The following is a 19,768-nucleotide window of genomic DNA, read 5'->3' as shown; positions in this document are numbered from 1 at the left end:
CGCGGGGCTGTTGGGGAGTGACCAGCTCCCACCGGCCCGCAGTCAATGAACCACCCAACAGCGGAAGTCACCGGATGCCACCAGGATCACCCACATCGGGAGTAGGCCGGGTCATTGCCGGCCGATACCTCCTGCTCAACCGACTCGGCAGCGGCGGCATGGGCCACGTCTGGCTCGCACACGACCAGAGACTCGCCTGCGAGGTCGCCCTCAAGGAGATCCTGTTCCGCGATCCGGCCGAGGCCTCCGCGGAGCGCAACGCCCGGGTCGCCCGGGCCCGCGCCGAGGCCCGGCACGCGGCCGTGCTGCGCGGCAACCCGAACGTGGTCACCGTGCACGACGTACTGGAGCACGAGGGTTTGCCATGGATCGTCATGGAGTACGTGGCGGGCGCCCTCGACCTGCGCGACCTGATCGGAATGCGTGGCCCCCTGGCACCCACCGAGTGCGCCCGCATCGGCCTCGCCGTCCTGGACGCGCTGACCGCCGGTCACGAACAGGGCATCATGCACCGGGACGTGAAGCCGGCGAACATCCTGCTGGCGCCGGACCGCACCGGGACGCCGTACGCCCGGATCCTGCTCACCGACTACGGCATCTCGGTGCAGCCCGACGCGGGCGAGCCGCGGTACACGATGACGTCCGTCCTGGTCGGCACGGCCGGCTACATGGCGCCCGAGCGTGCCACCGGCGGGCCGCCGACCGCAGCCGCCGACCTGTTCTCGCTGGGCTGCACGCTGTACTACGCCGTCGAGGGTGCCGGGCCGTTCGAGCGGGACACACACCTCGCGGAGATCACCGCGGTGGTCATGGAGGAGCCCAGGAAGCAGGAGCGGGCGGGCGCGCTGGGGCCGGTGCTGGAGGCGATGCTCGCCAAGGACCCGGTCCAGCGGATCACGGCGGCCCACGCGGAATCGGCCCTGGCCCGGATCGTCGCATCTCAGGCCGACACATACGAGCGCACCCGGACGGATCCGGGGTCGATGCCTTCCTGGGGTGCGCCGGAGCAGCTGAGCGGGCACCAGCATGGGCCTCCACCGGCCGTGCACGCGCCGACAGACCCGGCCGCGTACCCGTCCGTCCCCGTACCGCCGTCTCTGCGGCGCCACCGCGCGCTCCCGGCCGCCCTGGGAGCCCTGCTCGGGGTCGCGCTGGCCGGTGTCGGCCTCTGGTTCACCCTCGGCGACCCGGCGGGCGGCGGCGACGGGCAAACCGTGCACAAGCCGTACGGCGACCCCGTCGGTCTCGCCGCGCCCCTGGCGGCGGGTGACTGTGTGATCGCCGACTGGCCCGGCGGCACACGCTTCCAGGGGACGCCACGGCTGACCGTGGACCCGACCTGCCGGGACGCGCCGCCGGACGGGCAGGTGCTGGCGGTCGTGGACGCCGCGTCCGCCGCCGAGGCGCGGGCGCAGGGGCCCGCCCGGTGCGAGGAGCGGACCCGGGATCTGCGGGAGAAGCTGGCGGACGTGGGCGGGTACGCCGTCGTACCGGCCGAGGGCGGGTTCGATACCGCCGAGGGCCGTACGGCCTGTCTGTTGCTCGGTGCGAACGGGCCGGTGTACGGGCCGCTCGGGCCGTACCGCGCGGCCGGGCAGGCGTTCCGGGACACGGCCACGATGCAGAAGCGGGACTGTCTCCGGGTACCTTCCAGGCGGGACACCCAGCTGATCGCCTGTACCGAGCCGCACGACGAGCAGGTCCTCGGGTTCACACGCCTGGACGCCGGTGTCCCCTTCGAGAAGGCGCGGGACATGTCGGACGCGGCCTGCGCGAAGGACGTGCCGCCGACCGACTACGGCTTCGATCCGTCGGTCTACGAGGCCGGGTCCTGGACGAGTCGCGGAGCGTGGGACTCCGCAACGCATTTCGTCGTGTGCACCGTTCGGAAGCAGAACGGGGGCACCATGGAGGGAGAAGAGCCATGAGGAGGGTGTTGCGATGCCCGGTTCCACGAACAGTTCCACGAAGACCATGGGGGCGCTCACCGTTGGCGGGCTCGTCCTGGTGACGGCCTACACGGTGGCGCTCGGCAGCAACGGCTGGCTGTGGTTCGGCTGGGTGGTGCTGGGCCTGATCACCCTGGGGATGGTGGTCAGCCGGCCCACCTGACCTCCGTTCACCCGAATGGACCAATGACGGCAATGGCGGGTGATCGCGGGCCAGGTGGTCAGTTCTCGAAGAGCCGGCTCGCCGAGTGGACGCCCGGCTGGTACTTCGGCAGCCGGGCGGTGATCTTCATGCCGGCGCCGAGCGCGGTCTCGATGACGAGGCCGTGGTCGTCGCCGTAGACCTGGCGGAGCCGGTCGTCCACGTTCGAGAGGCCGATGCCGCCCGACGGGCTGACCTCGCCCGCGAGGATACGGCGGAGCAGCACCGGGTCCATTCCGGCGCCGTCGTCCTCGATGACGACAAGAGCCTCGGCACCCGTGTCCTGCGCGGTGATGCTGATGTGGCTCTTGCCCGCGAACGCGGCCCTGCCCTCCAGGCCGTGTTTGACGGCGTTCTCCACGAGGGGCTGGAGGCAGAGGAAGGGCAGAGCGACCGGGAGCACCTCTGGGGCGATCTGGAGGGTGACGGAGAGCCGGTCGCCGAAGCGGGCCCGGACCAGGGCCAAGTAGTGGTCGATGGCGTGGAGTTCGTCGGCGAGGGTGGTGAAGTCGCCGTGCCTGCGGAACGAGTAGCGGGTGAAGTCGGCGAATTCCAGGAGCAGTTCGCGGGCCCGCTCGGGGTCGGTGCGCACGAACGACGCGATCACCGCGAGCGAGTTGAAGATGAAGTGTGGCGATATCTGGGCGCGAAGTACCTTGATCTCGGCCTCGATCAGACGGGTGCGGGACCGGTCGAGATCCGCCAACTCCAGTTGGACCGAGACCCACCTCGCGACCTCTCCGGCGGCGCGGACGAGGACGGCGGATTCGCGGGGCGCGCAGGCGACCAGGGCGCCGTGGACGCGGTCGTCGACGGTGAGCGGGGCCACGACGGCCCAGCGCAGGGGGCAGTCCGGGGCGTCGCAGGTGAGGCGGAAGGCTTCGCCGCGGCCGGTTTCCAGGGGTCCGGCGAGGCGTTCCATGATCTCGGCGCGATGGTGTTCGCCCACGCCGTCCCAGACGAGGACCGACTTCTGGTCGGTGAGGCACAGGGCGTCCGTGCCGAGCAGGGTGCGCAGTCGGCGGGCCGAGCGGCCGGCGGTCTCCTCGGTGAGGCCGGCGCGCAGCGGGGGCGCGGCGAGGGAGGCGGTGTGCAGGGTCTCGAAGGTGGCGTGCTCGACGGGGGTGCCGAGGCCGCCGAGGCGTTCGGGGCGTGCGGTGCGCCGGCCGAGCCAGAAACCGGCGGCCAGCAGCGGGAGGATGGCCACGCAGAGCCCGGCGAGGAATCCGCTCATGTCCGGGTCACCTCCGTACGTGTGCCTCCCGCGAGACCGTGACCGCCGTGGCCGCCGTGCGCCCCGGACAGCTCCTCCGGCAGGTGGAAGCGGGCCAGGATGGCCGCCGTGCCGGCCGGGACGCGGCCCGGGGTGGCCAGGGACACCAGGACCATGGTGAGGAAGCCCAGGGGCACCGACCAGAGGGCGGGCCAGGCCAGCAGGGCGTGCAGGGCGCCCGTGCCCGGGAAGCCCGCCATGGTCGCGGCCACGGCGACGAGTGCGGAGCCCCCGCCGACCAGCATCCCGGCGGCGGCGCCCGGCGGGGTCAGTCGGCGCCACCAGATGCCGAGGACGAGCAGCGGGCAGAAGGACGACGCGGACACGGCGAAGGCGAGACCGACGGCGTCGGCGACGGGGAGTCCGCCCACGATGGCGCTGGCGGCGAGCGGTACAGCCATGGCGATGACCGTACCGAGCCGGAAGTGCCGTACGCCGCGCGAGGGCAGGACGTCCTGGGTGAGGACGCCGGCGACGGCCATGGTGAGCCCCGACGCGGTGGACAGGAACGCGGCGAAGGCGCCGCCGGCCACCAGTGCGCCCAGGAGGTCGCCGCCGAGGCCGCCGATCACGCGGTCGGGCAGCAGGAGGACGGCGGCGTCGGCGTCGGAGGTGAGGGCCAGTTCGGGGGCGTAGAGGCGGCCCAGGGCCCCGTAGACGGGCGGGAGGAGGTAGAAGGCGCCGATGAGGCCGAGGACGGCGACGGTGGTGCGGCGGGCAGCGACGCCGTGCGGGCTGGTGTAGAAGCGGACCACGACGTGCGGCAGGCCCATGGTGCCGAGGAAGGTGGCGAGGATCAGGCCGTACGTGGCGTACAGCGGGCGCTCCTCGCGGCCCTCGGCGAGGGAGGTCGACATGCCGCCGTTGGTGCCCCGCTCGGCCTGGGGGACGGCGGCGCCCTTGGCGAAGGTGAGGCTGGCGCCGCGGTCGATGTGGTGGGTGCCAGCGGGGAGTTGGACCACCTGGTCCTGGTGGGGGCGGCCGTCGAACGTGCCGGTCACGGTGACGGTGAGCGGGGCCTTCAGCTTCAGGTCGAGGTCGTCCTCGACGCGGACGACGCGCTGTTCGCGGAAGGTGGCGGGTTCATCGAAGGGCCGGCGCGGGGCGCCGTCGCCCTGCCAGGCGAGGACGAGGAAGAGGGCGGGGACGAGCAGGGCGGTGAGCTTCAGCCAGTACTGGAAGGCCTGGACGAAGGTGATGCTGCGCATGCCGCCGGCGGCGACGGTGGCGACCACGACGACGGCGACGATGACCCCGCCGGCCCAGTCGGGCGCGTCGGTCAGCACCGCCAACGTCAGCCCGGCGCCCTGGAGTTGGGGCAGCAGGTAGAGCCACCCGACGCCCACGACGAAAGCGCCGGCGAGCCGTCGTACGGCCTGGGAGGCGAGGCGGGCCTCGGCGAAGTCGGGGAGCGTGTAGGCGCCGGAGCGGCGCAGCGGGGCGGCGACGAAGAGGAGCAGCAGGAGGTATCCGGCGGTGTAGCCGACGGGGTACCAGAGCATGTCGGGTCCCTGGACGAGGACGAGCCCCGCGATGCCGAGGAAGGAGGCGGCGGAGAGGTACTCGCCGCTGATCGCGGCGGCGTTGAGGCGGGGGCCGACAGTGCGGGAGGCGACGTAGAAGTCGGAGGTGGTGCGGGAGATGCGCAGGCCGAACGCGCCGACGAAGACCGTCGCCACGACGACGAGCGCGACGGCGGGGACGGCGTAGTTCTCGTTCACCGGGACCGGTTCCTGTTCATCAGCGGTCCTGGTCCTCGACCAGCCGGACGAAGTCCCGCTCGTTGCGTTCGGCGCGCCGCACGTACCAGCGGGCGAGCAGCACCAGCGGGGCGTAGAGGCCGAAGCCGAGGATCAGCCACTCCAGCCTGTGGGCGTCGGGCATCGCCGCGAACAGCAGCGGCAGCGGGGCGATGAGCAGCGTGAGGACCGCGAACACGGCGAGGGCGGCGCGGAGTTGGGAGCGCATCAGGGAGCGGACGTAGGTGTGGCCGAGGGTGGTCTGTTCGTCGATCTCGGTGCGCGGCCGGTAGTAGCCGGAGGTGCGGCGGACCCGGCGGGGCGGCCCGGTGACGACGACCCGGCGTTCGGAGGGATCCTGGGGCATGGGTGGGGCTCCGCCCGTCAGCTCGCGGGCCGGCGCATCAGCAGGTCCCGGAGCTCGCGGGCGTGCCGTCGGCTGACCTGGAGTTCCTCGGCTCCGACCAGGACGCTCACGGTGCCCGCGTCCAGGCGGAGTTCGCCGATGTGGCGCAGGGCGACGAGATGGCGGCGGTGTATGCGGACGAATCCGCGGGCGCGCCAGCGCTCCTCCAGGGTGGAGAGCGGGATGCGTACGAGGTGGCTGCCCCGGTCGGTGTGCAGTCGGGCGTAGTCGCCCTGGGCCTCGACGTGGGTGATGTCGTCGACGGCGACGAAACGGGTCACGCCGCCGAGTTCGACGGGGATGTGGTCGGGGTCGGGTTCGTGCACGGGTATGAGTGCGGGGACGGGCGGGGCGCCGGTGCGCAGTTCGGCGGCCCGGCGGATGGCCTCGGCCAGGCGTTCCTTGCGTACGGGTTTGAGTACGTAGTCGACGGCCTTGAGGTCGAAGGCCTGGACGGCGAAGTCCTCGTGGGCGGTGACGAACACGACGAGCGGCGGCTTGGCGAACCCGGTGAGGAGCCGGGCCAGGTCGAGGCCGTCGAGGCCGGGCATGTGGATGTCGAGGAACACGACGTCGATGGCCTCGGGGCCGCCGGGCCCCGACTCCAGGGCCCGGTTGATGCGGCGCAGCGCCTCCGTCGCGTCACCGGCTCCCTCGGCGCTGCCGATCCGTGGATCCGCGTGCAGCAGATACAGCAACTCCTCCAGAGAGGGGCGTTCGTCGTCGACGGCGAGGGCGCGCAGCATGAAGGTGGAGTGTAGGTGGGATTCGTACGTGTGCCCATGCGCCGGACGTGCAAGCTGCCAACGCGCGCGGTGCCCGCCGGTCGCTGGATACAGTGCCCGGATGAACAGCAGGCCGGCGCCTTTCGACGAGCTGGACCGGAAGATCATCGCCACTCTGATGGCGAACGCCCGTACGAGCTTCGCCGAGATCGGCGCGGCGGTCGGGTTGTCGGCCACCGCGGTGAAGCGGCGGGTGGACAGGCTGCGCGAGACGGGCGTGATCACCGGGTTCACGGCGACGGTGGAGCCGTCGGCGCTGGGCTGGAGCACGGAGGCGTACGTCGAGGTGTACTGCGAGGGCGCGGCGCCTCCTCGGCGGCTGGCGGAGGTCGTGCGCAACCATCCGGAGATCACGGCGGCGATGACGGTGACGGGTGGCGCGGACGCGCTGCTGCATGTGCGGGCGACGGATGTGGGGCACTTCGAGAACGTGCTGGAACGCATCCGCAGGGAGCCGTTCATCCGGAAGACGATCAGCTACATGGTGCTGTCCCACCTCCTCCCGGACAGCCCGGAGGCGGGCGCAACCCACCCCGCCCCGAACACCACTTCGGACGACGCATCAGACCTGCGCTGAGGTGGCCAAAGACGCAGGATTCCTGCGCGGACACGCAATCGTTGTCGCTTGTCGAGCGTAGGGCTCAGTTCCTACCGTGGTGTACATCCCACTGGAACATTGCAGGAAGCGGAGGAACCCCTCTGTGCCCGAAAGCCGTGTGCCGCGCTCCCGGCGCTTTCTCGTCTGTGAACCCAGACATTTCGCCGTGCAGTACGCGATCAACCCCTGGATGAACCCCGACACCAGGGTGGACGTGGATCTGGCTCAGGAGCAGTGGCGCTCACTGATCAGTGCCTACCGCGCCCATGGCCACACCGTGGACACCGTGGAGCCGGTCGCCGGCCTGCCCGACATGGTGTTCGCCGCGAACTCCGCGGTCGTCGTCGACGGCCGCGTCTTCGGCTCCTCCTTCCACGCCCCCGAGCGACGCCCCGAGTCGACCGCGTACGAGACGTGGTTCAAGGCGGCGGGCTTCGACGTGTACCGCCCCGAGTCGGTGTGCGAGGGCGAGGGCGACCTGGTCCCGGCCGGCCGCTGGATCCTGGCGGGCACGGGCTTCCGTACGACCCGTGAGGCCCATCACGAGGTGCAGGAGTACTTCGGTGTCCCGGTGATCGGCCTCAAGCTGACGGACCCGTACTTCTACCACCTGGACACGGCGCTGTTCGTCCTCGACGAGAGCAATATCGCGTATTACCCGGGCGCGTTCTCGCCGGGAAGCCGTGAGGCGCTGGCGCGGCTGTACCCGGACGCGGTCGTCGCGTCCCGCGAGGACGCGATGACGTTCGGTCTGAACTCGGTCTCCGACGGCCACCGCGTCTTCATCGACCCGGGCGCCACGGCCCTGGCCGCCGAACTCACGCGCCACGGCTACCTTCCCGTCCCCGTCGACCTGTCGGAGTTCCGCAAGGCCGGCGGCGGCATCAAGTGCTGCACTCAGGAGATCCGCTCATGACCGCACTCACGAGCACAGGCTCGGGCACCGGCACGCACACCTCCGCGGAGCTGATCCGCGCCGAGGAACCGGTCCTCGCGCACAACTACCACCCGCTGCCCGTGGTCGTGGCGCGCGCGGAGGGCGCCTGGGTCGAGGATGTCGAGGGCCGCCGCTACCTGGACATGCTGGCCGGCTACTCGGCCCTCAACTTCGGGCACCGCCACCCGGCGCTGATCGAGGCGGCCCACCGCCAGCTGGACCGTCTCACCCTCACCTCCCGCGCCTTCCACAACGACCGTCTCGCCCAGTTCGCCACCTCCCTGGCCGAGTTGACGGGCCTGGACATGGTCCTGCCGATGAACACCGGCGCGGAGGCGGTCGAGAGCGCCATCAAGGTGGCCCGCAAATGGGCGTACGACGTGAAGGGCGTCCCCGCCGACCGGGCGACGATCGTGGTGGCGGCGGACAACTTCCACGGCCGTACGACGACGATCGTCAGCTTCTCGACCGACGAGACGGCCAGGGCGGGCTTCGGCCCGTTCACGCCGGGCTTCCGGATCGTGCCCTACAACGATCTGGCGGCCCTGGAGGAGGCGATCGACGAGACGACCGCCGCGGTTCTCCTGGAGCCCATCCAGGGCGAGGCGGGCGTCCTCATCCCCGACGACGGCTATCTGACCGGCGTACGCGAACTGACGCGCCGCGAGGGGTGCCTGTTCGTCGCTGACGAGATCCAGTCGGGCCTGGGCCGCACCGGCCGCACACTGGCCGTCGACCACGAGAACGTCGTCCCGGACATGCTGCTGCTCGGCAAGGCCCTGGGCGGCGGCATCGTGCCGGTGTCGGCGGTGGTCGCACGCCGGGACGTGCTCGGAGTGCTGCGGCCGGGCGAACACGGCTCGACATTCGGCGGCAACCCCCTGGCGGCGGCGGTCGGCCAGGCAGTGGTCGAGCTGCTGCAGACCGGCGAATTCCAGCGCAGGGCCGACGAGTTGGGCGTCGTCCTGCGCGACGGTCTGACCGGGCTGGTCGGCAAGGGCGTCCTCGGATTCCGGTCGCGAGGCCTGTGGGCGGGGGTCGACGTCGACCCGGCCATCGGGACCGGACGGGAGATCAGTGAGCGGCTGATGCGGGAGGGGATCCTCGTCAAGGACACGCACGGCTCGACGATCCGGCTGGCGCCGCCGCTGACGATCACCGGGGAGGAACTGGCAACGGCCCTGGGCACGTTGGAGAAGGTGCTGACGCAGGGAGCCTGACGCCGGACGGCACGGCGTGGCTCCGGCCACCCCTCACCCGGGTCGGCTGTCCTCCCGCCGTGCCGTCATCGACTCCAGCGCGCGCAGCGCCATGTGATCGCGCAGACGGTGCACGCACGCGTTCCGGTGCCGGGTGAGTCCCGGACGTTCCTCCGGGTGCTCCCTCACCTTCAGGAGGCCCGGGGCGACGCCCGCGCCGGCATCCACAGATGGACCAGGTGGTCGACCACCTGGCGCAGGGCTCGCAGGCCGACGGTGTCGCCGTCGGCACAGGCCCGCTCGACGACGAGGGCGACGGTGGTGAGCAGCCAGTCGTGCAGGGCCAGGTCTCGCACAGGTCGGCCTGCCGCTCCGGGGCACCTGACGCTGGTCACCCCCGTTACAAGGGGCCGCCCCGGCACATAGACTGACCTCCCACGTGAGGAGCGACGCCCTTGTTCTACTACGTACTCAAATACGTGCTGCTCGGGCCGCTGCTGAGACTGGTCTTCCGGCCTCGGATCGAAGGTCTCGAACACGTACCGACGTCGGGCGCCGCCATCGTCGCCGGCAATCATCTGTCCTTCTCGGACCACTTCCTGATGCCCGCGATCCTCAAACGGCGCATCACCTTCCTCGCGAAGGCCGAGTATTTCACGGGCCCCGGGGTCAAGGGGCGGCTGACCGCGTATTTCTTCCGCAGCGCCGGGCAGATTCCGGTGGACCGGTCCGGCAAGGAGGCGGGGCAGGCCGCGATCCGTGAGGGGCTCGGGGTGCTGAGCAAGGACGAGCTGCTCGGTATCTACCCGGAGGGCACCCGGTCGCACGACGGGCGGCTGTACAAGGGCAAGGTCGGGGTCGCCGTGATGGCGCTCAGGGCCCAGGTGCCCGTCATTCCCTGCGCGATGATCGGCACCTTCGAGGCGCAGCCGCCGGGCAAGGTCATCCCGAACATCCATCCCGTGGGGATCCGCTTCGGCAAGCCCCTCGACTTCTCCCGCTATCAGGGGATGGAGGACGAGAAGGCGGTGCTGCGAGCCATCACCGACGAGATCATGTACGCCATCCTCAACCTCTCCGGGCAGGAGTACGTCGACCAGTACGCGGCGGTCGCCAAGAAGGAGGAGGCCGCTCGGAAGGCCGCCGAGAAGAAGGCGGAGAAGGAGCAGCGGGAGCGCAAGTTCCCGCGTATGCCGCTCAGTTGACCGTGCGCCCGCGCGGCCGGCGTGGGCCGATCTGCTCGTAGCTAATCCTCACTGGTTCTGTCTGCGGCGGCGGATACGGTCGCTTCATGAGACGAGCTGTGGTGATCGGGGCGACCGGACAGATCGGGCGGGTGGCCGTGGGCGCGCTCGCACGCGACGGGTGGGAGGTGACCGCCGTCTCGCGGGGCGGCGGTCGGGACGACGGCTGGCCGGACGAGGTGCGGGTCACGGCCGCCGACCGGGCGGACGACACGGCGCTCGCGGCTGCCGTGGGCGACGGCTGTGACGTCCTGGTGGACATGGTGGCCTACGGGCCCGAGCACGCACGGCAGTTGGCCGGTCTCGCCGGGCGCGTCGGGTCGGCGGTGGTGATCTCCAGTGTGTCCGTGTACGAGGACGACAAGGGCCGGAACTTCGACACGCAGGCGGAGCCGGACGGCTTCCCCGAGTACCCGGTCCCGATCCGCGAGGACCAACGCACCGTCCGGCCGGGCGAGAGTTCGTACAGCACCCGGAAGGCGGGGCTGGAACGCGAACTCCTCGCCCTCGGCGACCAGTTGCCGACCACGCTGCTGCGGGCGGGCGCGATCCACGGGCCGTACTGCCGTACCCCGCGCGAGCTGTACTTCGTCAAGCGCAACCTCGACGGGCGGCGCCGGCGGGTCCTCGCATACGGCGGCGGGAGCCGTTTCCATCCGGCGAGCGTCCACAACATCGCCGAGCTGATCCGGCTGGCCGCCGGGCGTCCAGGGGCCCGGGTCCTCAACGCCGTCGATTCCGAGGTGCCGACGGTGGCGGAGATCGCCGGGGCGATCGACGCCGTGATGGGGGTCGAGGTGGAGAACGTTCTGGTGGAGGGTCCGCCGCCGGCACCCACCGTGGGTGACACCCCGTGGTCGGTCCCGGTGCCCGTGGTGAGCGACATGTCCGCCGCCGAACGGGAGTTGGGCTACCGGCCCGTCGTCACGTACGCGGAGAGCCTGCCGGAGACCGTCGCCTGGATCGAGGCCCGGCTGGCCGGGCGGGACTGGCGGGAGGCGTATCAGAAGATGTACGACACGTACGGCGACCTCTTCGACTACGCGGCGGAGGACGCCTGGCTGGAGCGATGAGAAGGGCGGCCGGGAACCCCCGGCCGCCTCTCACCTCGCACTACGACGTACTACTGCGACTGCGGCTACGGCTACGGCTACGGCTACGGCTACGGCTTGGGTACGGCTTGGGTACGGGCGTGGCGTGCGGAGCGCAGGTCACGTCCGCCGCGTCCACCTTGCCGGTGAGCAGGTAGGTGTCGACCCTGGCGTTGACGCACGGGTTGACGAGCCCGGTCACGCCGTGAGAGCCCGCGTCCTTCTCGGTGATCAGACGGGAGCCCTTGAACCGCTTGTGCAGTTCGACGCCACCGTCGTACGGGGTGGCCGCGTCACGCTCGGACTGCACGATCAGCACCGGCGGCAGGCCCTTGCCCGACTTCACGTTCACCGGGGTCTGCTGCTTGACCGGCCAGGTCGCGCACGGCAGGTCCATCGAACTTGTAGAGCCCGAGGTCGATGCTCCCCGTCACCTCGAACGGTGGCAACGATGCACCGGCCGGCCGCATGGCGGGCTCCAACAAGGGCGCCATCATCCGGTCCCAGGCGCCGGACTTCATCCAGTCCCTGACCCTCGTACGGACCGTGTGCGGGTTCGGCGAGCCCTCGGGAAGGCCGTCCCAGCCGCAGGAGGTTCGCACCTTGTGAAGCACTGCCTCGACGACGATCCGGGGATCCAGTGTCGTCTTGATGACGCGGATCGGAGGCAGGTTCTGAGTCACCTTCTCCCAAAGTTCCTCGGTCAGCTCTCTCGGCTGCACTCCCCTGCTGTCGAACCAGTCCTGGACGGGACATACAGGGCCTCTCCGAGGCGGAGGAACTTTCCCCTGAAGAACAACCTTGATGTCTACCAAGTCCATGTCCCGGAGCTTCTCCTTGCTCCCGAAGGACTCGGCCAGACTGTCCCAAACAGCCCTTTCCATGGTCACGGCGTCGATGACACTGTCTCCGCATCCAGCCCCACCCGAGCACCGGTAGGTGCGGCGCTGCTCCGCCTTCACCCAGACCCCGGTGTAGTGCTTTCCGCATGTGCCGATGATGCGGGTGCTGAGCGGGTGGTGCTTGCAGGGACCTTCCAGGCGCCAGCCGTTGCGCTTCAGGGCCACTCGGACGGAATGGAGACGCTCCATGGACAGAGCCATGGGGGTGTCGATAATGACAGTGGGGCCGTGCATGGGTTTTCCATCCTCCCCCATCTTGGTGGCACGACGGCGCCGCCTGTTAATGACCTCGTCGGTGTTGCGGAAGACTACGAAGCCGTCGAGGGCGTTGTTCTGGAACTTGTGGCGGAGGTTGTGTCCGGTCCACGGGGCTCCGTTGCGGGTGTACTTACCGACGAGGTTGAGGATGTGGGCGGCGCGGTCAGCGTTGTAACCGGCCTCGACGATGAGCTTGGCGGCCAGTTCCAGGACGGCGGCCTCGTCGGGGTCGACGGCGAGCTTGGAGTTTCGGCTGCCCTTGTTTTCGATGCGGTAGCCGTAGGGCGGCGGGCCTCCGGTCCATCCACCAGTAGCTGCCTTCATGTTGAGGCCGCCCTGGGTGCGCTCAAGGATGGTGCGCCACTCCATCTCCGAGAAGGAGGCGAGTTGCTGGAGCGCGACAACGCCGCGGTTGGTGGTGGTGTCGATCTCCTGGGTGACGGAGACGATAGAGACACCGGCGTCTTCGAGGGCCCAGACCCAGTACCAGAATGCGCCGCCGGTTCGTCCGATGCGGTCAAACTTGTGGACGGCGACGACGTCGATCCGCTTGTCGCGGGCGTCTCGTTCGAGGCGCATGATCTCGGGGCGGGACTGGTTGGCCCCGGACACACCTGCCTCCTCATAGACGTCCACGACTTCCCAGATCGTCTCGGGGTCGAGGATCTTCTTCTTGTCGAGGTAATCCTGGATGCTGGCAAGTTGGACGTCCAGGCCGTAGCCGAGGACCTGGCGCTTGGTCGAAACGCGCAGGTAGATGCCGACACGCTTGACCTTGCGCTTGGCCCGTGCTGTCGAGTCGAAAGTGTGGAGTGCGGACGGGGGCCTCAGAGAAACCGGTACCGTGGTGGTCAAGATTGGTCTCCTCGCAGACTGATCGAGCCCTGGCAGCGTTGCCTCGCTGTCAGGGCACTTTTGTGCTCAGTCGAAGTCTAGAGACCAACCGCCCCACTTATGGGGTGTTTTGCCTGGTCGTCAGGCCGCCAACTTCTCCTCGCCCTCGTGCTGTGCTCGGCGAAGAGGATCGCCAGGAGTCGGTTAGAACGGGTCGCCGGACATCACAACGGAAAGATTCGTTCGCTTAGCGGACTACAGCCCGAGGTCCGTCAATGCCTCGTCCAGCACCCGGCGCAGCAGCAGTGCGTCCGGCGCTACCGCGGTCACCAGCGCGGCGGGCCCGGCGAGCGGCATGAGGGCGGCACCCTCCGCGAGCAGCCGAGCCTCGACCGGCGCGGTAGCGAACTCCGGGCGTACGACGACGAGTTGGCCGAGGGCGCGATGTCCCGCCAGCACGGCGGGACCGTCCCAGCCGCCCGGAGCTCCGGGACCGCAGGCCAGCTCCTGGTCGAGGACGACGCGCCCGCCGACCCGCACCGTGAGCCGGCTGCCGAGCCGTCCGGGTTCCTCGCCGAAGCGCCCGAGCACCTGCTCCTCGCGGAACACGAGCCGGGCGCCCGGCGCGAGATCGACGCGCGTGGCAACGTACAGCTCACTGCCCTGCGCGCAGATCAACTGCTCGGGCAGCCAGCGGAGTTCGCCGCCTTCGGCGACACCGATCCGTACGTCGTAACGGGCCTCGCCCTTCGCCTGGCCCGGCAGGGCGATGGTGGCCGCGGCGGACGCCAGATGCAGTCGGGCGCCTTCCGCCACCTCCGCCTCGACGGTGAAGTGGTCGCCGCCGAGGGGACCGCTCATGGCGCCGACCAGCATGACTCGGGCCTCGTCGCCGTGCGCGCGGATGCGCCGAAGTGCCAGCGGGCCGTCACCGTCGAGCACCGGCAGAGCGGTACCGCCCCGGCCGTCCGCCCGGGCGACGATCCGCGCGGTGGCCCGTACGCCGGTGGTCATGCCGTCCACGCCGCGAGCTGTGCCCGCACCCAGAGGGCGACCTCCGCGACACCCGCCTCGCTGCGCAGCGACTGGAAGACGACGGGCATCTCTCCGCGCGCCGTCTTCGCGTCGGCGGCCATCCGGCCGAGGTCGGAGCCGACATACGGCGCGAGGTCGGTCTTGTTGACGACCAGCAGGTCGGCGGTGGTGACGCCGGGGCCGCCCTTGCGCGGGATGTCGTCGCCGCCCGCGACGTCGATGACGAAGATCTGCGCGTCGACGAGGCCCTTGGAGAAGGTGGCGGTGAGGTTGTCGCCGCCGGACTCGACGAGCACGATGTCGAGCGGCCCGACCTCGTCCTCCAGATCCTCGACGGCTTCGAGGTTGGCGGAGATGTCGTCGCGGATCGCGGTGTGCGGGCAGGCGCCTGTCTCGACGGCGGTGATGCGTTCGGGGGGCAGTACGGCCTCGCGCAGCAGGAACTCGGCGTCCTCACGGGTGTAGATGTCGTTCGTGACGACCGCGAGGGACAGCTCTTCGCGCAGGGTGCGGCAGAGGGCGGCGACGGTGGCGGTCTTACCGGACCCCACGGGCCCGCCGAGACCGATGCGAAGCGCACGCCGGGTGCCGTCGGGACGGTGCGCGTCCGCGCCCACGGCTCCGCCGGCGTGGGGGTGGGAGTGGTCGAGGTGCATGAGATACGGCTCCTGTTCTGGGTCTGTGTGTCGTGGTGTGTTCCGGTTCGACTGTCCGGGGCTTTCTTCGCCCCCGCCGCCCCCACCTCCAGCATCGGCGCGGAAGCCGCAGGCAACGCGTCGACCCCGCCCCCGGCCCCCACCTCACGAGCCGCCTCCAGCGCCCGGTCCGCGACCCGATCCAGCTCCGGCGCCAACCGGGCCAGCGCCCCGGTCGCATCGAAGGGATCAAGGCTCAGCAACCGCACCACCGCCGTCGCGGGCCCGCTGACACTCTCGTACACGGAGCAGTACGCCGCGTCCTCCGGCCCCAGCCCCGCCGCCCGCGCCGTGAGCCCCAGCACCACAGGCTGATGCGCCCCCTTGGGGAACTCCCGTGCCAGCGCGTCGAGTTCGGCCGACGGCCAAGTCGCCCGCGCCGCCCGCATCAGTTGCCGCCCCAGCTTGCGCGCTGCAACGCGCAACGCAGGCGAAGGCGTTCGCGCGTCCGCCGCACCGTCGAGCGCCACCGGATCGACGCCCAGCGCCGCGGCTGCGGCCAGCGAGGCCGACACCAGCCCCGTCGTGTGCAGCCGCCCCCGGCAGAACTCCTCCAGGCTCGCGGCCCCGGAGATACGCCCCGCCTTGACGGCGGCCTCGGCCCCGCCGGAGTGCGCGTGCCCCCCGGCGGGGAAGCGACCGTCGGCCAGGACGAGCAACGCTGCCCTGCTCATCGCAACCTCCTCATCAGAACTTCCTCGTCAGAAGAGGAAGTACCGCTGGGCCATGGGCAGTTCGGCGGCCGGAGTGGCCTCGACCAGCTCCCCGTCGATGTGCACGGCGAAGCTGTCGGGGTTGATCTTCACGTCCGGACGCGCGTCGTTCTCCCGCATGTCGGCCTTGGTCACCGCACGGGTCGACTCGATCGCGACGAACCGCTTGCCGAGCTGAAGGCGCTCCGGCAGCCCGTCCTCGATCGCCAACTGGGCGACAAAGTTGAACGAGTTGGACGCCGGGGCCCGCCCGATCGCCCCGAACATCGGCCGGGGCAGGATCGGCTGCGGAGTCGGGATCGAGGCGTTCGCGTCGCCCATCTGCGCGTACGCGATCTGCCCGCCCTTGATGACGAGATGCGGCTTGACGCCGAAGAAGGCGGGCTCCCAGAGAACGAGGTCGGCGAGCTTGCCCGTCTCCACGGAGCCGATCTCCCTCGCGAGGCCCTGCGCGAGGGCCGGGTTGATCGTGTACTTGGCGACATATCGACGGACCCGATGGTTGTCGGCGCTGCCGTCGCCCGGCAGAGCCCCCCGCCGCCGTTTCATCACATGGGCCGTCTGCCAGGTCCGCATGATGACCTCGCCGACCCGTCCCATGGCCTGTGCGTCGGACGAGATGATCGAGATCGCGCCCAGGTCGTGCAGGATGTCCTCCGCCCCGATCGTCGACGGCCGGATGCGCGACTCGGCGAACGCCAGGTCCTCCGGCACCGACGGGTTCAGGTGATGGCAGACCATCAGCATGTCGAGGTGTTCGTCGGCCGTGTTGACGGTGTACGGCCGCGTCGGGTTGGTCGAACTCGGCAGGACGTGCGGCTCGGAGACCACGGACATGATGTCCGGCGCGTGCCCGCCGCCCGCACCCTCGGTGTGGTAGGCGTGGATACCCCGGCCCGCGATCGCGGCGAGCGTGTCCGCGACGAATCCGGCCTCGTTGAGGGTGTCCGTGTGGATGGCGACCTGGATGCCCGTGCGGTCGGCGACGGTCAGGGCCGCGTCGATGGCCGCCGGGGTCGAGCCCCAGTCCTCGTGGATCTTCAGGCCGAGGGCGCCGCCGCGGATCTGGGAGAGCATCGCGTCGTGCGAAACGGTGTTGCCCTTGCCGAGCAGACCGAAGTTGAGCGGGTACTGCTCCATCGCCTCCAGCATCCGGGCGAGGTGCCAGGGACCTGGGGTCACCGTCGTCGCCTTCGAACCCTCGGCCGGGCCCGTACCGCCACCGACGATGGTCGTGATGCCCGACGCGAGCGCCTCGTCGGCGATCTGCGGGCAGATCAGGTGGACGTGCGCGTCGATGGCGCCCGCCGTCACGATCCGGCCGTTGCCCGCGATGATCTCGGTCTCCGGACCAATGACCAGGTCCGGGTGGATCCCGTCCATCGTGTCGGGGTTGCCCGCCTTGCCGATGCCGGTGATGCGGCCGTCGCGAATGCCGATGTCGGCCTTGATGATCCCCCAGTGGTCGACGATCACCGCGCCCGTGATGACCGTGTCCGGGGTGCCGTCTGCGCGCGTAGCGCGGGCCTGGCCCATGGATTCGCGGATGACCTTGCCGCCGCCGAACACCGCCTCGTCACCGGCGAGTCCGGGACCGCCGCTGCGGTCCTCCTCGATCTCGATCAGCAGGTCGGTGTCGGCGAGCCGGATCCGGTCGCCGGTGGTGGGGCCGAACAGGTCGGCGTAAGCGGCACGCGAGATCTCAGGCATCGAGGGCACCTCCGGTCTCCCCGCGCAGTCCGGGCACGATGCGCGCGCCGGCGAGCGGAACGAGTTCTACGTCGACAGGGATCCCGGGTTCGAAGCGCACGGCGGTGCCGGCGGCGATGTTGAGCCGCTTGCCGCGCGCTGCCGCGCGGTCGAACTCCAGGCCCGGGTTGGCCTCGGCGAAGTGGTAGTGGGAACCGACCTGGACGGGCCGGTCGGCGGCGTTCAGCACGGTCATCGACGTGACCTCGCGGCCCTCGTTGTACACAACGGGTCCGTCGGCGAACAGGATCTCTCCGGGAATCACGGCAGCCCCTCCCCTCAGACGATCGGGTCGTGGACGGTGACGAGCTTGGTGCCGTCCGGGAAGGTCGCCTCGACCTGGACGTCATGGATCATCTCGGGGATGCCCTCCATGACGTCCTCCCTGGTCAGCAGCTTCCGTCCGGAGGACATCAACTCGGCGACCGTACGTCCGTCACGGGCGCCCTCGAGGATGTGCGAGGTGATCAGCGCGACCGCCTCGGGATGGTTCAGCCTGAGCCCACGGGCCCGGCGCTTCTCGGCCACGTCCGCCGCCACATGGATCAGCAGCCTCTCCTGCTCGTGCGGGGTCAGTTGCACGGCTTCCCACCTCACATCCTCGCTCCGGACCGTGCGGGGTCCGGTTGGCCCGATGCCACCAAAACCGCTGGTGGCGAGATGGGCACGCTAGTTGGCCAGGGTTTCAAGGACGTTAACCGGCCTGTGATCGACCGACCCGCGATCCCCCGGTCCGCGACCCGTTCGGCTCCTCGAAAGCGGGGCCGCCCGTGCTCGGCGCGCACCATCCGGACTTCACGACAGCGTTCGGCCACTCGCACCCGAGGCTCGCTGACCTCGGCGTGGTCCTCGTCGAGCACTTTCGACAACCTGCCGCCGACCGCCGTCTCGGCCCAATACCGGCATCCTGAGCATCGCCTCGCCCTCGATCACGTCCCGCAGCGAGGGCAGGTTCTGCTCGCCGACGGCCTCGGGCCTGCCGCCGAATCCCCCTGCAGCACCTCGATGCCAATGGCGGGCGGCGATCCGTCCCCCTCCGCAGTCGTCATGGCGGCACCGACCGTCTGGGCCGTCATCCGGGCCGTCATCCGGCCCGCCGCCCGCATCGCACCCCGCGACCTGCCGTCGGTCGAGCGGCAGCCAAAGCACACGAGGGCAGTTCGAGATCCACCGCTACGCCGACGAGGCCGCCGCCCGGGACGCCATCGCGAACAGGACCGTATACGGTGCCGTCGTCGTCACCGCCCAGGGCCCGAAGCCACTCAACGCAACGGCGACGACCCCCGTCGCCGCCCAGCCCCTCCAGCGGGCGATCACCGAACAGGCTGCGCGGTCCTGTGGATCCGGCGCCCCGCCCCGGACCGTCGGTGTCGTCCCCGCGGCCCGATGCCGGTGTCAGTCCACGCGACGCGGAGGCGAGCCGTCCCGCTGGAGCCTGCGGTCACAGCCGCCGCCGAACGGGAAACCGCCCCTGTGGACCGCCCGCCAACCTGCCCGTCCGCTCAGCGGGCTCCGGGCCCGCGATGCTCCGCCGCGATACCGAACCTCTGCCGTTCGACGGGCACGGCGGCGACGTCCCTGACGCTGGAGACCGCGCTGACGACCTGCTCCTCCGCCGCGTCCAGCTCGTCGAGGCGCTCCAGATCGGCCGCGGAGACCAGGGCGACGAGGGGCTTGCCGTGCCGCGTCACGACGACGCGCTCACCGCCGTACACCACCTTGTTGATCAGGTCGGCGAGTTCAGCCCTGGCTTGCGTCACCGGAATCTCGTAGGCCATGTGTTCCAGCTTAGACCCGCCCTCAGACACCCCCGCAGAGCGGACGATCTCGTTCAGCACCGCCGAAGGGGACTCATCCCTACGAATCAAGTAGAGCGCGCGCATGACACATATGTACGGGAACCAGCACGGCAACCAGGAGGGGGTACTCGGGTTCGGCTGCGGCGGGGGCCGTCCTTGCCACCAGTGAGCCGACCCAGGCCGGCGAGAGTACGGAGGCGGCGGAGAACACGGCCGCGACCGCCTCCGAGTCTGCGGTGACCCTCCCGAACGGAAACGAGATCGCCACCTCCCGCGGCCGGCCGGCGCTCACCCTCTACGGCAGGCCGACCGAGGCCCCGCCCATCTGACCTCCGCCCGAAGCCGGCACCGAAAACCCGT

Annotated in this window: 19 protein-coding genes and 2 pseudogenes; 7 read left to right on the top strand and 14 right to left on the bottom strand. The window is 70.5% G+C overall.

The genetic code is table 11. The features are described from left to right. Nucleotides 1-74: 74 nt before the first annotated feature. Both G3I56_RS24765 and G3I56_RS43285 read left to right on the top strand, forming a co-directional pair. Nucleotides 75-1,928 (top strand): serine/threonine-protein kinase, encoded by a 1,854-nt coding sequence (locus tag G3I56_RS24765; protein WP_164412526.1) that lies wholly within the window; start codon nt 75-77, stop codon nt 1,926-1,928. 13 nt (nt 1,929-1,941) lie between these two features. Next, nucleotides 1,942-2,112, top strand: a complete 171-nt coding sequence (locus tag G3I56_RS43285; protein ID WP_203690578.1) for a hypothetical protein — start codon at nt 1,942-1,944, stop codon at nt 2,110-2,112. Nucleotides 2,113-2,170: 58 nt separating this feature from the next. On the opposite strand, the gene G3I56_RS24760 is transcribed toward G3I56_RS43285, so the two are convergent. Genes G3I56_RS24760 through G3I56_RS24745 form a run of 4 tightly spaced genes read right to left on the bottom strand, consistent with a single transcriptional unit; the run spans nt 2,171 to nt 6,315 of the window. Then, nucleotides 2,171-3,385: a histidine kinase gene (locus tag G3I56_RS24760; protein ID WP_164412525.1), complete on the bottom strand. Its 1,215-nt coding sequence runs from the start codon at nt 3,383-3,385 to the stop codon at nt 2,171-2,173. After that, nucleotides 3,382-5,145 (bottom strand): cation acetate symporter, encoded by a 1,764-nt coding sequence (locus G3I56_RS24755; protein WP_164412523.1) that lies wholly within the window; start codon nt 5,143-5,145, stop codon nt 3,382-3,384. Before G3I56_RS24755 ends, G3I56_RS24760 begins: the two co-directional genes overlap by 4 nt. A 19-nt stretch (nt 5,146-5,164) precedes the next feature. Continuing rightward, nucleotides 5,165-5,530: a DUF2244 domain-containing protein gene (locus G3I56_RS24750; protein WP_164412521.1), complete on the bottom strand. Its 366-nt coding sequence runs from the start codon at nt 5,528-5,530 to the stop codon at nt 5,165-5,167. A 17-nt stretch (nt 5,531-5,547) separates the two neighbouring features. Next, nucleotides 5,548-6,315, bottom strand: coding sequence for a LytTR family transcriptional regulator DNA-binding domain-containing protein (locus G3I56_RS24745; RefSeq protein WP_164412519.1), 768 nt, complete (start codon nt 6,313-6,315; stop codon nt 5,548-5,550). Between the two features lie 100 nt (nt 6,316-6,415). Here G3I56_RS24745 and G3I56_RS24740 point away from each other — a divergent pair, with 100 nt between their 5' ends. From G3I56_RS24740 to rocD, 3 genes are all read left to right on the top strand, one after another. Further along, nucleotides 6,416-6,931 carry an Lrp/AsnC family transcriptional regulator gene (locus G3I56_RS24740; protein ID WP_164412517.1) on the top strand — a complete coding sequence of 172 codons (516 nt, stop codon included), beginning with the start codon at nt 6,416-6,418 and terminating at the stop codon, nt 6,929-6,931. Nucleotides 6,932-7,055: 124 nt separating this feature from the next. Next, entirely contained in the window at nt 7,056-7,868 is an 813-nt protein-coding gene (gene ddaH / locus G3I56_RS24735) for a dimethylargininase (protein ID WP_164412516.1), read from the top strand. Beyond that, entirely contained in the window at nt 7,865-9,109 is a 1,245-nt protein-coding gene (rocD, locus tag G3I56_RS24730; protein WP_164412514.1) for an ornithine--oxo-acid transaminase, read from the top strand. The genes ddaH and rocD overlap by 4 nt, the downstream gene beginning before the upstream one ends. A gap of 170 nt (nt 9,110-9,279) precedes the next feature. Here the strand turns inward: rocD and G3I56_RS24725 are convergent, their stop codons facing one another. Then, nucleotides 9,280-9,444, bottom strand: a complete 165-nt coding sequence (locus tag G3I56_RS24725; protein ID WP_164412512.1) for a hypothetical protein — start codon at nt 9,442-9,444, stop codon at nt 9,280-9,282. 99 nt (nt 9,445-9,543) lie between these two features. Here G3I56_RS24725 and G3I56_RS24720 point away from each other — a divergent pair, with 99 nt between their 5' ends. Further along, the gene (locus G3I56_RS24720; RefSeq protein ID WP_164412510.1) at nt 9,544-10,293 is read left to right on the top strand and encodes a lysophospholipid acyltransferase family protein; all 750 of its coding nucleotides are present in this window, start codon (nt 9,544-9,546) and stop codon (nt 10,291-10,293) included. Between the two features lie 98 nt (nt 10,294-10,391). After that, nucleotides 10,392-11,405 (top strand): NAD(P)-dependent oxidoreductase, encoded by a 1,014-nt coding sequence (locus G3I56_RS24715; RefSeq protein WP_164412652.1) that lies wholly within the window; start codon nt 10,392-10,394, stop codon nt 11,403-11,405. A 109-nt stretch (nt 11,406-11,514) separates the two neighbouring features. On the opposite strand, the pseudogene G3I56_RS24710 reads toward G3I56_RS24715, so the two are convergent. The 9 genes and pseudogenes from G3I56_RS24710 to G3I56_RS24670 all read right to left on the bottom strand — a co-directional run. Further along, a pseudogene (locus G3I56_RS24710) lies at nt 11,515-11,820 on the bottom strand (alpha/beta hydrolase); the annotation flags it as partial. Further along, a complete protein-coding gene (locus tag G3I56_RS24705) occupies nt 11,717-13,438 on the bottom strand; it encodes a recombinase family protein (protein ID WP_164412507.1) in 1,722 nt (573 codons plus the stop codon). The gene G3I56_RS24705 and the pseudogene G3I56_RS24710, both read right to left, overlap by 104 nt. Nucleotides 13,439-13,672: 234 nt before the next feature. Next, the gene (locus tag G3I56_RS24700) at nt 13,673-14,431 is read right to left on the bottom strand and encodes an urease accessory protein UreD (RefSeq protein WP_164412650.1); all 759 of its coding nucleotides are present in this window, start codon (nt 14,429-14,431) and stop codon (nt 13,673-13,675) included. Next, nucleotides 14,428-15,108, bottom strand: a complete 681-nt coding sequence (gene ureG / locus G3I56_RS24695; RefSeq protein WP_164412505.1) for an urease accessory protein UreG — start codon at nt 15,106-15,108, stop codon at nt 14,428-14,430. The genes G3I56_RS24700 and ureG overlap by 4 nt, the downstream gene beginning before the upstream one ends. 77 nt (nt 15,109-15,185) lie before the next feature. Next, a pseudogene (locus tag G3I56_RS24690) lies at nt 15,186-15,821 on the bottom strand (urease accessory UreF family protein); the annotation flags it as partial. A gap of 27 nt (nt 15,822-15,848) precedes the next feature. Next, a complete protein-coding gene (locus G3I56_RS24685; RefSeq protein ID WP_164412503.1) occupies nt 15,849-17,570 on the bottom strand; it encodes an urease subunit alpha in 1,722 nt (573 codons plus the stop codon). Continuing rightward, nucleotides 17,563-17,874, bottom strand: coding sequence for an urease subunit beta (locus tag G3I56_RS24680; protein WP_164412501.1), 312 nt, complete (start codon nt 17,872-17,874; stop codon nt 17,563-17,565). The genes G3I56_RS24685 and G3I56_RS24680 overlap by 8 nt, the downstream gene beginning before the upstream one ends. A gap of 14 nt (nt 17,875-17,888) precedes the next feature. Beyond that, complete coding sequence (locus G3I56_RS24675) at nt 17,889-18,191, bottom strand: urease subunit gamma (protein WP_055535472.1); 303 nt, start codon at nt 18,189-18,191, stop codon at nt 17,889-17,891. Between the two features lie 920 nt (nt 18,192-19,111). Next, nucleotides 19,112-19,387: a type II toxin-antitoxin system Phd/YefM family antitoxin gene (locus tag G3I56_RS24670; protein ID WP_164412499.1), complete on the bottom strand. Its 276-nt coding sequence runs from the start codon at nt 19,385-19,387 to the stop codon at nt 19,112-19,114. Nucleotides 19,388-19,768: the final 381 nt, after the last annotated feature.

Origin of the sequence: Streptomyces sp. SID12488, from assembly GCF_010548275.1 — a bacterium.
Taxonomy (GTDB): domain Bacteria; phylum Actinomycetota; class Actinomycetes; order Streptomycetales; family Streptomycetaceae; genus Streptomyces.
This window is presented reverse-complemented; position numbering and strand designations above follow the sequence as displayed.

Excerpts from the sequence above, each read along its gene's own strand:
- G3I56_RS24745 (WP_164412519.1), bottom strand. The coding sequence starts at position 6,315 with ATGCTGCGCGCCCTCGCCGTCGACGACGAACGCCCCTCTCTGGAGGAG.
- rocD (WP_164412514.1), top strand. The coding sequence starts at position 7,865 with ATGACCGCACTCACGAGCACAGGCTCGGGCACCGGCACGCACACCTCC.
- G3I56_RS24740 (WP_164412517.1), top strand. The coding sequence starts at position 6,416 with ATGAACAGCAGGCCGGCGCCTTTCGACGAGCTGGACCGGAAGATCATC.
- G3I56_RS24700 (WP_164412650.1), bottom strand. The coding sequence starts at position 14,431 with ATGACCACCGGCGTACGGGCCACCGCGCGGATCGTCGCCCGGGCGGAC.
- G3I56_RS24685 (WP_164412503.1), bottom strand. The coding sequence starts at position 17,570 with ATGCCTGAGATCTCGCGTGCCGCTTACGCCGACCTGTTCGGCCCCACC.
- G3I56_RS24750 (WP_164412521.1), bottom strand. The coding sequence starts at position 5,530 with ATGCCCCAGGATCCCTCCGAACGCCGGGTCGTCGTCACCGGGCCGCCC.
- G3I56_RS24760 (WP_164412525.1), bottom strand. The coding sequence starts at position 3,385 with ATGAGCGGATTCCTCGCCGGGCTCTGCGTGGCCATCCTCCCGCTGCTG.
- G3I56_RS43285 (WP_203690578.1), top strand. The coding sequence starts at position 1,942 with ATGCCCGGTTCCACGAACAGTTCCACGAAGACCATGGGGGCGCTCACC.
- G3I56_RS24765 (WP_164412526.1), top strand. The coding sequence starts at position 75 with ATGCCACCAGGATCACCCACATCGGGAGTAGGCCGGGTCATTGCCGGC.
- ureG (WP_164412505.1), bottom strand. The coding sequence starts at position 15,108 with ATGCACCTCGACCACTCCCACCCCCACGCCGGCGGAGCCGTGGGCGCG.
- G3I56_RS24670 (WP_164412499.1), bottom strand. The coding sequence starts at position 19,387 with ATGGCCTACGAGATTCCGGTGACGCAAGCCAGGGCTGAACTCGCCGAC.